13 protein-coding genes are annotated in these 14,333 nt (G+C 39.9%); 1 reads left to right on the top strand and 12 read right to left on the bottom strand.

Annotated features, from left to right (window positions below):
- Positions 1-12: 12 nt before the first annotated feature.
- From adhE to FGL72_RS07975, 11 genes are all read right to left on the bottom strand, one after another.
- On the bottom strand, positions 13-2,715 hold the full coding sequence (adhE, locus tag FGL72_RS07930) for a bifunctional acetaldehyde-CoA/alcohol dehydrogenase (protein WP_004899657.1): 2,703 nt from the start codon (positions 2,713-2,715) through the stop codon (positions 13-15).
- A gap of 228 nt (positions 2,716-2,943) precedes the next feature.
- The gene (locus tag FGL72_RS09865; RefSeq protein ID WP_243130140.1) at positions 2,944-3,291 is read right to left on the bottom strand and encodes a hypothetical protein; all 348 of its coding nucleotides are present in this window, start codon (positions 3,289-3,291) and stop codon (positions 2,944-2,946) included.
- Positions 3,292-3,341: 50 nt separating this feature from the next.
- On the bottom strand, positions 3,342-3,593 hold the full coding sequence (locus FGL72_RS09870) for a hypothetical protein (protein ID WP_243130141.1): 252 nt from the start codon (positions 3,591-3,593) through the stop codon (positions 3,342-3,344).
- A 34-nt stretch (positions 3,594-3,627) separates the two neighbouring features.
- The gene (locus tag FGL72_RS07940; protein WP_004904591.1) at positions 3,628-4,956 is read right to left on the bottom strand and encodes a 2-hydroxycarboxylate transporter family protein; all 1,329 of its coding nucleotides are present in this window, start codon (positions 4,954-4,956) and stop codon (positions 3,628-3,630) included.
- 110 nt (positions 4,957-5,066) lie between these two features.
- Entirely contained in the window at positions 5,067-5,861 is a 795-nt protein-coding gene (locus FGL72_RS07945; RefSeq protein ID WP_040176525.1) for an alpha/beta fold hydrolase, read from the bottom strand.
- A complete protein-coding gene (citG, locus tag FGL72_RS07950) occupies positions 5,861-7,255 on the bottom strand; it encodes a triphosphoribosyl-dephospho-CoA synthase CitG (RefSeq protein ID WP_146992906.1) in 1,395 nt (464 codons plus the stop codon). The genes FGL72_RS07945 and citG overlap by 1 nt, the downstream gene beginning before the upstream one ends.
- A gap of 55 nt (positions 7,256-7,310) precedes the next feature.
- Positions 7,311-8,849: a citrate lyase subunit alpha gene (gene citF / locus FGL72_RS07955; protein ID WP_146992908.1), complete on the bottom strand. Its 1,539-nt coding sequence runs from the start codon at positions 8,847-8,849 to the stop codon at positions 7,311-7,313.
- Entirely contained in the window at positions 8,839-9,750 is a 912-nt protein-coding gene (gene citE / locus FGL72_RS07960; RefSeq protein ID WP_048801852.1) for a citrate (pro-3S)-lyase subunit beta, read from the bottom strand. Before citE ends, citF begins: the two co-directional genes overlap by 11 nt.
- Positions 9,750-10,043: a citrate lyase acyl carrier protein gene (gene citD, locus FGL72_RS07965; RefSeq protein ID WP_004899669.1), complete on the bottom strand. Its 294-nt coding sequence runs from the start codon at positions 10,041-10,043 to the stop codon at positions 9,750-9,752. The genes citE and citD overlap by 1 nt, the downstream gene beginning before the upstream one ends.
- The gene (gene citC / locus FGL72_RS07970; protein ID WP_004904600.1) at positions 10,033-11,088 is read right to left on the bottom strand and encodes a [citrate (pro-3S)-lyase] ligase; all 1,056 of its coding nucleotides are present in this window, start codon (positions 11,086-11,088) and stop codon (positions 10,033-10,035) included. Before citC ends, citD begins: the two co-directional genes overlap by 11 nt.
- Entirely contained in the window at positions 11,088-12,248 is a 1,161-nt protein-coding gene (locus FGL72_RS07975) for an NAD(P)-dependent malic enzyme (protein WP_048801853.1), read from the bottom strand. The genes citC and FGL72_RS07975 overlap by 1 nt, the downstream gene beginning before the upstream one ends.
- A 257-nt stretch (positions 12,249-12,505) precedes the next feature.
- Here FGL72_RS07975 and FGL72_RS07980 point away from each other — a divergent pair, with 257 nt between their 5' ends.
- Complete coding sequence (locus tag FGL72_RS07980) at positions 12,506-13,447, top strand: sugar-binding transcriptional regulator (RefSeq protein ID WP_004899675.1); 942 nt, start codon at positions 12,506-12,508, stop codon at positions 13,445-13,447.
- 67 nt (positions 13,448-13,514) lie between these two features.
- Here the strand turns inward: FGL72_RS07980 and FGL72_RS07985 are convergent, their stop codons facing one another.
- Entirely contained in the window at positions 13,515-14,285 is a 771-nt protein-coding gene (locus tag FGL72_RS07985) for a (S)-acetoin forming diacetyl reductase (RefSeq protein ID WP_004902450.1), read from the bottom strand.
- Positions 14,286-14,333 lie beyond the last annotated feature (48 nt).

Below are 14,333 nucleotides of genomic sequence, written 5' to 3' on the forward strand. Positions count from 1 at the left end.
CTTTATAACATTTTAAAGTTGATCCATCAATAATTGCTTGATTTCAGCCAAACTTGGTTGGCGTGGGTTACCAGGTGTGCACTGGTCATTATATACAAGGTCAGTCAACTGATCGATATTCTTTTCAAGGTCAGCTTTTTTAACTCCGTTTCCTGACAATGTTTGGTCAACTTCTACCGACTTTGCTAATGCTTTAATCGCTGCGATTAAGGCATCAACCAATTCAGCATCTGTCGTCCCTTGCAAACCTAAGTAACGCGCAATGTCTGCATAGTCCTTTTGTGCTGTGTAAGTTTCGTAGCGTGGGTATGGTGTACGCTTAACGTTACCTGTTACAGCATTAAACTTAATCACATGTGGCATTGCAATCGCAATGGCCAAACCATGTGGCAAACCGAACTCACCACCTGTTTTGTGTGCAAGTGAGTGATTAATGCCTAAGAAGGCATTGGCAAATGACATACCTGCCAAAGTTGAAGCGTAATGCATTTTTGTACGTGCGTTCTGTCCTTCTTTGGTTGGCTGCTTTGGATCATACTTGTAAGATGTTGTGAGGTTTTCAAAAATTAGCTTAATTGCTTGCAATGCCCATGGTCGTGTGAACTCTGAAGCCATGACTGATACATATGATTCAAAGGCATGTGACAAAGCATCCAACCCAGAAAAGGCTACTGTACGCTTTGGTACTGTCATGACAAATTCAGGATCGACAATAGCCACTTCAGGCGTCAATTCATAATCAGCCAAGGGGTACTTCACATGAGTATGGTCATCTGTGATAACGGCAAATGGTGTCACTTCTGAACCAGTTCCTGATGTCGTAGGAATCGCCACCATTTGTGTCAAACGTGCATGATAGAACTTAACAATACGCTTACGAATATCCATGAACTTTTGTTGCAATTCCATGAATAACTCTTTGATACCTTCTTCATCTGATAAAATACCCTCATGACGCGTTGAGTATTCATACAAGAAGCGACCAATCTTACCGGCATCTAAGGCTGAACCACCACCAAGTAAAATCACTGTATCGGGCTTAAAATCAGCCATTTGGCGGGCAATGTCAACAGCCTGTGACAATGTTGGATCTGGCTTAACTGATCCATAAATGTTCGTTTCAACTTGTTCTTGGCGAAGCTCAAGTTGACTCAAAACCTTACCAACAAAGCCGAATTCTACCATACCAGGGTCGGCGACGATAAAGGCACGCTTAACTGATGGTAAGTCTTGCAGGTAGGTAATTGCGTTTGCTTCATAGTAAACTTCCTTTGGCAAACGGATCCATTGTGGCCGATTACGACGACGTGCCACAGTTTTAATGTTGAGTAAATCGTATGTTGACAAGTTGTGAGACAATGAATTCTTCCCCCATGATCCGGTACCAAGCGTTAATGATGGGCGCATGGCATCTGTATAAATATCACCAACACCGCCAATTGAGTCTGGCTGGTTAACCAAAATACGTGATGCCCCAATGGCGTCAGCATATGACTTAATAAACGGATCGTCTTGTGAGCCAATTTGAATCGCTGCGTTATGTCCTGCACCTTGATAATTCAACAATGCTTGTACTGTATCGATTGCTTCTTGGCGTTCTGTGACCTTGTAAATTGACAATAATGGTGACAACTTTTCTGATGATAAAGCCTCGCCAATGTTCTTTTGATCCAATTCAAACAGCAAAACATCTTTGCCTTCAGGAATCTTAACGCCAGCTTGTTCTGCAATCCAACGGCCTGACATGCCGGCAACAGGACCTGCTACACCAAAACCTTCAGCATTCGGCTTAAAAACATAGTCCGCGATTTTCTTGTAATCTTTTTTAGGTACGAGGTAAGCCCCTTGATCTTGCAACTTTTGCAACACGTCGTCATAGACTGAAGCTTGAATAACTGCTGAGTTTTCTGTAGCACAGATCATACCATTATCAAAACGCTTTGATAACAACAAATCTGAAACAGCACGATCAGTATCTACCGTACCGTCAATATAAACTGCACCGTTACCTGCCCCAACACCCATTGATGGATTACCTGATTTCAAGGCTGCATTAACCATTGATGGGCCACCAGTTGCTAGGATTGATGCAATACCCGTATTTTGAATTAACGCACTTGTGCCATAGATTGATGGCTTTTCAATCCATTGAATAAAGTTTTCAGGTGCACCAGCCTTTAAGGCTGCTTCATAAACAATTTGTGCAGCATGTGATGATGATTTCTGTGCCTGTGGATGGAAAGCAAAGATAATTGTATTACGTGTCTTCGCTGTGAGCATTGACTTGAAAATAGTTGTCGATGTTGGGTTAGTTGTTGGCACAATACCAGCTAAAACACCAAGTGGCGCAGCTAATTCAACCTTTCCTTGAATTTTATCTTCATTAATGACACCAACGGTCTTGTCATATTTGATAGCGTTATATACTGATTCAGATGCAAAACGATTCTTGGTGTCTTTATCTTCGACAACACCACGACCAGTTTCGTCGTGTGCTTCGTGAGCCAATAACAATGAATTTTCTGATCCAGCTAATGCCATTGCTGCAACAATTTTATCCACTTGTTCTTGCGTGAATGTTGAAAACTCAGCTAAAGCTTTTTGTGACTTTTCAACTAGTTCTGCCGTCATTTTTTCTGCCTGAGTTTGTAATGCTGCTTTTTCTTCGGGCGTCAAAACCTTTTTGACTGGCTTCTTTGTTGTTGCTTCTACCATAATTAATGCTCCTTTTATCGTTTGCTCATTTCTTAACAATATAAGTATATAACACCCCTTTAAAAAAAGCAAGTTTTTTATTCATTTATCTTAAATAGCTTATATAAAGCGTTTTGTAAGCGCTTTTATAATAAGTGATTAATTGTGCATTAATAAACAATATGAAGGAAATAGCCCTTTTTATTGCAGGAAAAGGCTAAAAAAACCTGCCCATTAAAAGGTAGGTTTTTAATGTTCTAACTGCCGACGATACTGACTTAATAATGGCGCCCAGTCGGTATTAATCATATTAGGTTGATAATTTATCATAACTTCCTGCCAAATATTTTCTGGCGATGCTAATATAGCGTTATCATCATCTAGCGTCCCAAAAAGTGACGTGGTAGTATTTAAAGTCAACGTATTAATCATTACAGTTAATCCCAAAGCCTTGATATGCTTAATGACATCTAGCTGTACATGCGAATCTGAAAGATTAGCAGCCACTAATTCAATACCAATGATATTAATCTCGTCAGTCAAGTGATTGAGAATATACTGCAACTCACTGTCATGATTAACAATCACAACCGTCATATACTTTATTCTGTGCTGACGCAAAGTGGCTATCTGTTCTGCTTTTGGTTTTATTTTTGCTGTTGCTGGTTGGGAAAATGATCTAGCACAGCTAATAGCTCAGATAAATGGGACCAACCACGATCTAGATGAATCATACGGTTCCTAGGTAGTTGTTTAATAAAATTGCATAGGGTAACTGGTTGATAGCTGCTTAGTTCTCCAATGTTATTATAATAATGCTTATTAATAAATTGCTTTGCTGTTATCGCTTCAGGTGAAAAGGATTGCCGGAATAATCGTTTTTCTGTGCCTGTATACAAAAAAAGCCTAAAAATATGCTAATCTTTAGACTTTTTAGTGCATAAAACTCACAAGAATACCGGCGACAACCAAAATTAATGCCCCACCAATTCGATTACCCATTTGTGCAAACGCAATTAAATTCATACGGTCTGATGCTGCTAAAACAGCAACATTTCCTGTACCGCCCATACTGTTATTAGCTAATCCTGCCGTAATCACAGCTTCAACTGGATAAAGACCAAATAATTTGCCTAAAATTGCACTTGATAATGAAATGATAATAATGCTTGAAACACACAATACCACAAACTGCCAAGAAAGTGCTGCCATCAATAACTTCATATTCAATAATGACAAACCGACACCCGCTAACAAGGCATGTGTCATGTTTTTTACTACCAATTGACCAAACATAATCACAGAGTCTTCGTAATACTTGGGCAACAAACCTAACGATTTAATCAACACAATGGTCAAGATAACAAAAGCGTAAGCATTCACTTGTGGCACTAGCTTGTTCAGCAAAGTACCCAATACAAAGAATGCCACTGACATCGTTAGACCAACACCAATTTGCATATAGTCTAATGATACTTCTGTTGCCTGTTTTGTTTCAGTTTCATTGGTCTTCAACAAGGCCCCATGCCCATTATTTTTACTCGTCATAAATATTTTAGAAACTAACCCCGCACTAATGATAGCCAACAAGTTACCAAAAATAACGGCAGGAAAAAGTTGCGATAAAATCACTTTAGCTGGATGACCAAATGCATGCGCATAAATACCAGATAAGGGCACAATACCTGCACCGACACCCCCAGCCATAATCGGCATCCCGACATACAATACAGAATGACTAAAGCCCTCACCTATCAACAAACCAACAAGTCCTACACCAAAAAATGTCACTGCCATGGATAAAAAGGCCACTGGTAAAAAGCGAACTGCTGCCTTTAAGATTAAACTACGATTCATTCTAAAAATAGATGACCCAATTAACGATACAATATATAAATCTAGAAAATCGGATGTGTTAATAAAACCGGATGCAGTTTTAACAACATCGGGTGGAATAATACCAGAAGCAGCTAAAACTGCTGCCGTAACAATGGTAAAAACTGAACCACCGCCTAAATATGAACGGAAAATCGGTAGTTTGGCCCCGATATAGTAAAAAACATGTCCCATAACAACTAGCGCTAAAATGGCGCCAATCATATTATTCGGTAAAGTGTGCGTCCGAATAGCTACCACTAATAGAACAGCCATAATAATATAGGCAACTAGGCCTATGCCACTAATTTTAATATTGTCTAACCTTGCTAATTTTTGGCGCCAATCAGATGACTGGTTAATATTTTTTTGTTGCTTGTTTCCCATGATTTGATGTCTCCATTTATTTTTAAATTAGTTACAAAATTCACAATAATAGATAAAAAAATATAAACTTGCTTTTATAAAAATCACCGCCTTTGATAGTCCACTTAAATTCATCTCATTGATTTAAACAAAAAGTCTGATATAAAAGCATTTACTATGCTTGGTTTTTCCATATGAACTAAATGCCCAGCATGTGCAATACTTTTTACACTTATTCCAATATTGTTTTCTTTTTCACAAAATTTCCTGTAATTTCCTTGCCATAATCCCGAGTCCACCGAAAAAATAAAAAGTTGAGGCACTTGCACTTGGTGTATGACGCGACGCCAGTCCTGCATTAAATGATCGACTAGTAATTCAAACCCAATTTCTTTGTTGAAGGGATATGCTGACCGTTGTTTTTCTACTCGTCGTCGCAAATTTTTTGGTATCTCACATATTGTCATCGGTCGATCTAATATATGCGGTGACATCAGCCAAAAATTATCCCAATTCAAGCCTTGTAATCCTGATTGCCAATGCGCATCATTAATTGGTTTAGGCGATTCATCTATCGTAATAATGCTTTTTAAGTTCTTTTGCCCAAATATCGTAATATATGCCCAAATGATACTGGCTCCCATAGAATGCCCTATCATGATCATATTATTGACGGCTGTTTTTTGAATCAATTCATTAAGATCTGCCGCTAGTCGCATGACGCGCAAATTTTTAGTCGTACGTGTTGAAGCACCATGACTACGCCAATCCAATGTAATGACGCGAAATCCCTGATTACGTAGGTAGGTTGTCTGCTCATACCATTCCTCTTTGATGCCTGAGTATCCTGTCAATAGAATTACAACATCCCCAGTGCCTTCGTCGGTATAAGTTAGTTGTACCCCGTCACTTGTTAAAAAGTGCATTACAAGATACCTCCCATCTTTGCCAGAAAAGTAGTTAGGATTAGATTGTCTGCTGCACCGCCTATACTCAAGTTGCGTGTCATAAAATGTTCATCAAGCGTATACAAATATGACAGGCCTTCTGGCGTGACACTGCCACCTAGCTCAAAATAATGGTTTATCCATTGTTTTAGTTCCGGTATGATAGCGATTGTGCCAGCACGTTTAATCAAATTGGTATCGTTAATATTGTCAGCGATGACCATCAACGTATCGAGTAATTTTTGGTTAGTGGTACCTGAACCTTGCTGCAAGAAGGGCAAAGCAATGGCCATTACAGTCGGGAATCCAGCAGCAGCTTCGCCACGCACACCAGTTAATTGATAGGCTTGATACTGCTTTTCGCCAGCGGTTAGTACGCGTTTTCCAAAACTGTGGTTTAAATCTTGCGTCACAATACCTTGCAACATCCCTTGGACAACTTGTTGTAACTGCTGTAGCGAAGCCACACCCTGACGACTAATGTAAGCAATGGCTGTAACCAAAATACCCAAAGAAAATATGGCGCCTTTATGTGTATTAATCCCATTTGTTGCCACAAACATTTGCTTTTCAGCAGCGATGCCAGCTTTCCTGAGCATCTGAAAAATTGATGTGAGTTCACCTCCTGAATAATCCAGCCCGATACGATAAGCCTGATTAAAATAATTAGTCAAAGCTAAGCTACTATCAATAAAGGTAAAAACAGTCATGTCATCGTGAGCACCGTTACTTACTGGGTCAACCAATCCAGGTTTCGGATTGACACTCACCTCATAAAGAAGAGCAGATAGCGCATATTGTACAACTGCTGCTTGCGTTTGTGGCCAGATACGCAATGGTGTTGTGGCCATTTTTTTATACAGTTGATTGATGACTTGATAACCTTCAGTTAACGTATGCGCACCCAACTTCATACATACTTTGGCATCTTTATCACATATTAGGCACTGCCGCGCAGGTAAACCTAACGCCTGACGTGATAATTGCTTTTCATTATGATAAGCCATAACATCAACATCAAATAAGCGACCAGTCAGCATATCAGACTCAAACAATACTGCGACACGTTTAACTGTGGTAACGTCTTCACTAACAATCAGGAAGGTTTCTGGTCCACTGGGCCGTGCAACAAAAAATTTAATATCTTTCACATGAAGGCGCCCTAGCATCATACGCAACCGATTGAAACCTTGCTGAAATAATTGTTGTAATCCTGGGCTGTTTTTAATGGGTCCCGGTATATTCAATTTGACACTAACAACGACATCGTCCGGATAGTGTTTTTCTAATTGCGTCTGAAATGCAGTTCGCCAGTCTTTGTTGGCGAGCACTGTCTCTAGATCAATAGGTTGTCCATCTTGGAAGATATTCATTATTTGTCTTCTTTCACTTATTTTTATGTACACGAATCTTTCGATTCGTTTTAGTCTAGTCTTTAACGGCTTTGATGACGTCAATCACTGTGCCATCACGATACTCTGCAACAGCTACAACACGATCTGTAAATACTAGAGGTTTAGCCTGTCCGACAATTTTCTCGGCTTTTTGCTGCAAAGCCTCAATGGTATAAATTGGTAATCCAGGGACATGCGATAGTTGTTCAATTAAGTCTTGCCGTTTTGGATTAATAGCAATGCCAATTTCAGTCACCACCACATCAATCGAATCACCGGGTGTAATCACAGTTGTAACATTAGGCACAATAGTTGCAATACGGCCACGAACAAGCGGTGCCGAGATAATAGTTAATTTAGCTGTTGCTGCATCCTGATGGCCGCCAATAGCACCACGTATAATGCCATCAGATCCAGACATAACATTCACATTAAACTGTGTGTCAATTTCTAAAGCGGACAAAATCGCCACATCTAATTGGTCAACCATAGCGCCTTTATTAGCTGGATCTGCATACCAAGACGCGTCAATTTCTTGTTGCTGACGATTATCTTTCATGGACTCAGCAGCGCCTTTATCAAAGTCCTGCACATCCATCACACGTGCCACTAAGCCCTCATTCAGTAAATCAATTGTCGGTTTTGTGATGCCACCAAGTGCAAATGATGCCTTAATCTGATTGTTAATCATAGCTTGTCTAAGAAAACGTGTGACCGCCAAAGCAGCACCACCAGAGCCTGTTTGAAATGAAAAACCCTCTTTGAAGTAAACTGAATTGATGATGACATCATTCACTGTTTTAGCAATTTTTAGCTCTTTAGGATCTTTTGTGAAACGGGTTGCCCCAGAACCAATCTTTTCTGGATCTCCCACAGCGTCAACTTTGACAATGTAATCGACTTGCGTTTGCTTGATAGAAGCTGGTGTATTAGGATAAGCTTTAATATTGTCAGTTACCAATACCAAAGTATCAGCGTATTGCGCGTCAATTAAAGCGTAACCAAGTGAGCCAAACGCCGCATCACCGTCCATGCCATTCGCATTGCCAGCATTATCTGAATTGGGTACACCAAGAAAAGCCACGTCAATTTTAATCTCACCTTGCTCAATGGCGCGTGCACGATTACCATGTGATCGGAAGACTACCGGATTTTCAAGTAAGCCATGTGATACTGCATCCCCCAACGAACCTCGCATACCCGAAGACGTAATATTGGTAACAACGCCCTTTTTAATTGCCTCTACAACAATGTCGTTCATAACATTTGTCAAAGAAGACGGTGCTAAAGTTAAATTATGGTATCCCTGATCAATAATGCTACGCATGACCTGATTAAAGACGTAGTCGCCTTCTCGAAAATGATGATGAAATGATATTGTCATCCCATCAGCGACAGTTTTGGCAACAACTTCGTCAATTGATGACACAACTTTATCACGCCCAGTGGTTGCACGAACCTTGGGCGCAACCCTTTGCGCTATTGGGTGTCCATACGTCACACCGTTGAAAGGCTTGCGTGTCATTTGCTTTAAAATATTATCTGGTATGTCACGTGCTACTTTATTTTTCAATGTAATTTCCCTCCATATCAACTAAGTGGTTGGCCTTTGCCAGTCGCATCACACGTTCTGCTCTTAGTACAACAGGACGGTCAACCATTTGCCCATTCATTGCAATGACACCAGACCCTTTTTGACGAGCTTCTTCAATTGCAGCAATCACATTTTGTGCATTTAAAATCTCTTGTTGAGATGGTTCGTAAACTTTGTTCACCATGTCAATTTGCCGTGGATTAATGAGTGACTTACCGTCAAAACCAAGCTGATGAATAAGCTCCGTTTCACGATAAAAGCCAGCTTCATCATTTAAGTCTGTAAAGACCGTGTCAAACGCTGCAATACCAGCTGCTCGTGCTGCATGTAAAATGACGTTACGTGCATAGCTTAATTCTTGGCCATCGGGGTAACGGTGCGTTTTCATATCCGTTGTGTAATCTTCTGCAGATAATGCAATACCAATCATACGTGTTGATGCCATAGCAATTGCATTCGCATTAACCACACCACGTGCCGATTCAATTGCGGCCATGAGTTGTGTTGAACCTATCTCTCGTCCAAACTGTTTCTCTGCTTCAATAACCAACTTTTCAAGCGTTTGAATCATTTCAACTGATTCCACTTTGGGCAAGCGAATCACATCAATCCCAGCCTTGACCATAGCTTTAATATCATTTTGATAAAAAGGTGTATCTAAGCCATTAATACGTACTACCAGCTCAGCATCCCCATAGTCCACTGTTTTTAGTGCTTGATAAACAAGATAACGTGCCGCATCTTTTTCATCCAATGAAACCGCATCTTCTAGATCAAACATAATTGAATCTGCCCCAAAAATACCAGCATCTTTAACCATCGCCGGATTGTTTCCTGGCACAAACATCATGGTGCGGCGTAATCTTTCTTCCGTAGCCATTACATTACCTCCCAATTTGGTTCATCTGCTAGGTCTAATGCCCGTTGCACAGCTGTCATAGCGCGTGCTTTGATCACCATATCCAAGGCACCCTTATCAACAACTTTTACCTCAGCATTGTCGACACCATACAGTGCTAAAACTGCCGTAATTGTTGCTTTGATTGCATCATCAAATTGTTTTGCAACATCTGAGACTAAATCGAAAGTAATCCCATCGCTCCCTTGACTCAACATAATTTGTACATCAGAAGATTCTAACGTTCCTGCCATCGCAGTTTTTTTAATTTCCATCAATTTTTTGTCCCTTTCTAATGCGCGTTTGTAGCGCGGTAATATTTTCTGATATAAACAGCGCGGTCGTTTCTGGTACCATCTCCGTCCAAACTTGGCGGTTATCAGTTGCAATAGCTTCTCGTACGGCACGCGCTGAGACAACCTGTCGCTGACTATTTAATCGTGGTACGATTGTTAGTTCGATACTGTCATCGAACTCTCGTGCCAATGTTTGATTGTAATGTGCCGTTGTTTCAGATAGGGGTTCACTACCAACATAACGTCGGGTAATATGTCGCGCCGGTGCGATAATATTTTTGAAAAGACGTGCGTCCAAAGTTGTCTGATAATCAATAACAGTCGTTTCATCATGAATAAAGTAAGAAGGAAAGGTGAGATAGCTAACCATGTAGTCACCCCCACTGACGACCACCACATTCTTCAAATCTGCTACACCTTTTGAAACAAGCATTTGGCGTTCAGCCGTTGTGAAAAGAGAAACATCCTGCGCAACCACAAAAACATAAACAAAATCATTTTCTGTGGCCGCTTTTTCAATGAGATAACGATGTCCCCTGGTAAAAGGATTAGCGTTAACGACAACAGCAGCTATTCTTGAGGTCTGATTTCCCATTTGTGGCAACTGCCGTATAAAGCTATGGACATCAGGCAACCCTTTTTCTAAAATCGCCCCCAGACTAGACTCAGCCAATACACCAAATCCAATGTGTTTAAAACTAGCGATATATCGTGGCTTTGTAAACACAAAATGATGAAAACGACCAAGTGTTGCCATATAGTTTTCCAAAGTTGTCATGACCTGATTAAATCGTGCCCCTTTAGAGGTTGCCCCACGGTCGCAAACGGCGATATATTTCAATACTTTACCTGCGATTGCGCCAGTCCCCACTAGGCGCTCACCGTCAAATAGACCAACTATTTTTTCAATCCCTATTAATTCTTTTTCATTAAAATTATCAATATCTAGTTCAGATAAAAATGTTTGCCAATATTGCCGCTGCGTTGGGTTATTTAGATTAATATCCCGTATGATATCAGCCATCAGCTACCCTCTTTGTGTTGTTTAGCGTAGGTCAAAACTGCTGCTTCTACTTGAGAAACAACACCTTTGCCAAATACACCTGGCACAATATGTGTTTCGTCTGGATCTGTCATCATGTTTGCTAAAGCTTTTGCAATTTGTACCTGTAATGCCATATCAACATGCTTTAAGCCACTGGCCAATAACCCTTTGAATAAGCCAGGAAATACCAGCACATTGTTAACTTGGTTTGGCCATTGTGATGAACCTGTTGCAACAACTTTAGCCCCAGCAGCAAGCGCTTCTTCGGGTAAAATTTCTGGAACGGGATTAGCTAGTGCAAAAATGATTGGCCGTACGCCCATTTTTGCAACCTGCTCCCCCGATAAAACGTGCGCATCTGATAAGCCAATAAACACGTCTTGTCCAGTGATGACGTCGTCCAATGTTTCGCCAGCTGCTTGAGAAACCTTTCGTGCTAATTCACGTTGATAACTGTTATATCTATCGTCATTTTGTGAAACAACACCATGGACATCAATCAAGGTTATCTTAGTCATACCCGCCGCTATTAAAATCTTTGCGGTAGCCACGCCAGCAGCACCAACGCCATTAATAATTACTTTGAGTTCTGATAATTTTTTATGAACAACCTTGGCGGCATTAATCAATCCTGCCAGTACAACAATTGCTGTTCCTGTTTGATCATCGTGATATACCGGTATGTTAAGTTCTTCACTCAATCGGCGTTCAATTTCAAATACTCGTGGTGCTGCAATGTCTTCTAAATGTATCCCAGCAAATGACGGAGCCATTGCTTTAACCGAATTAACAAATTCATCCACACTCACTTGATTTAAAGCCATTGGGATGGCATTAACATCCGCAAAGTTTTTATAAATTAAAGCCTTTCCTTCAACAATAGGTAATCCTGCTGCGGGACCAATATTACCAAGCCCTAAAACGGCTGATCCATCAGTAATCACAGGAATTAGTTTTCCGCTCATTGTATAAGCTTTCTTCTGTGACTCATCGGCAGCAATGAGTTTTGCTAGTCCAGCTACCCCTGGTGTGTAAGCTTCACTCAACTCAGACGGTGTCGTAATATCAAACTTAGATTCAATATCCAATACACCTGTGTGTGCTTCATGAATCGATAAAACTTCTGCCATATTTACCATAGCTACGCCTCTTTTCTTTTTGTAGCATGTGTTTTGTACATGTACATTAATTAACAACCCCTATTCTAGTAAGAGGCTATGGTACTGTCAACGATTTTTATTGATATTTTTTAAATATTTTTTTATAAATAGACGATTTTTTAAATATTTAAAACGAATGAATATTTTTGAATTTAATTTTTTAAAATGAATCGTATTTTTTAAACAGTTTGTTTCAATATTAAAAATTTAGTACAATAGCAACAGAGGACCAAAATATGAGTTCACATGAATTACTATCTCAAATTGCTGAAGACTATTATTTGAACAAACGACCCTTTGGCGACATCTCAAAAAAATATCATATTAGTCGTTACTTAGTGAATAAATATCTTAACGAAGCTGTAAAAGAAGGCATTGTAAAAATTGAAATAACCGCTAATTCTCATCGCAATGCACAACTTGAGCACATTTTACAAGACAAGTATGCTGATATTAGCTTCTATGTTGTGCAAGACGATATCAATAACATTACGACGTCAGAACATTTATCAAATTATGCGGCGAACTTAGTTGACAAATTACTCAACGATAATAATAAAGTGATTGGCCTAACTTGGGGTGAAACGATATATAGTATGATTGATAGCCTCAAAAGTACGCCTTTAGAACGGGTTAAATTCACACAATTTTTAGGTGAAAATATGAAATATAACTCAACTGCAGGCTCAATACGTATGGTTGAACGTGCGGCTAAAAAAGTTTCGGGTGAATTTTTGACTTTACCAGCACCACTATATATTTTGAATGACATCGTTAGACAGGGACTATATTCTGAACCTTCCCTGCAAAATACACTGGCTGTAGCAAATAATATGGATGCGTTAATTACCGGCTTGGGTACGTTGCGCTCACTGGAATCTATTCCAATTTGGTGCAACAATCTAAATGGCATTTTCCCAACTATCAATTTCCGTGATATTGCTGGGATGATTTACGGTCGCCCATACGATATTCATGGCCATTTTTTGAATCAAGATGATGATAAAATTGTTGGCCTACCCGTTAATCAAATTATGAAAGTGCCAAGACGTATCTGTTTGGTGCGTGGTAAATCAAAATCTCGACCCGTTGTCGGAGCACTTCGCGGCAAACTTATAACAGATATGATTCTCACTGAAGCTATGGCTTATCGCATTCTCAACGAAGAAAATTTGTAATGACAATAAAAAAGCAGTTAAATGATCAATGTCATTTAACTGCTTTTTTATTCAAGTTATTTAATTATTAATGAAATACCATACCACCATCAACGATAATCGTTTGACCAGTGATATAGTTTGAATCATCCCCTGCTAGGAAACTAACAACATTAGCCACATCTTTGGCTTCACTCAGACGGCCCAATGCGATACCATTAGAGAATTGCGCCATGCCCCATTCATCATCCTTACCCGCATTTTGTCCAACTTCATGAGCAATATCCCACATCATAGGCGTCTTGACAATACCCGGTGCAAAAGCATTAACGGTAATACCAAACTCTGCTAGTTCTTTAGCTGTTGTTTGCGTAATGCCACGAATAGCAAATTTAGTTGAACCATAAACCGTTAGATTAGGATTGCCTTCAACACCTGCTTGTGATGTGGCATTAATAATTTTACCGCCATGTCCTAATGCTTTAAAGGCCTCGGTAGCAGCTTGTGTGCCCCAAACGACACCGTTGACGTTAATTCCCCATGTCCAGTTCATATCGTCCTCCGTAACCGCCATGATAGGGGTTGTTGGTGCTACACCAGCATTGTTGATGATAACGGAGAAATCACCAAACTTTGCTTTTGTTGCCTTAACAGCTGCAAAAACCTCATCACGCTTTGCGACATCAGCTTTAATCGCGATAGCTTCGCCACCTTGTTGATTAATCTCGCTTGCTACCTTTTGCACTTTATCTAAATGACGACCAACAAGTGCCAACTTAAAACCATCCTTTGCCAATCGTTCTGCAATCGCTTGTCCTATGCCTTGTCCAGCGCCTGTTACTAATGCTACTTTTGTCATAATCACATATCTTCCTTATTTTTTTATATCTACACTTAACAATATACG

This window comes from Leuconostoc citreum, from assembly GCF_007954785.1.
Classification (GTDB): domain Bacteria; phylum Bacillota; class Bacilli; order Lactobacillales; family Lactobacillaceae; genus Leuconostoc; species Leuconostoc citreum.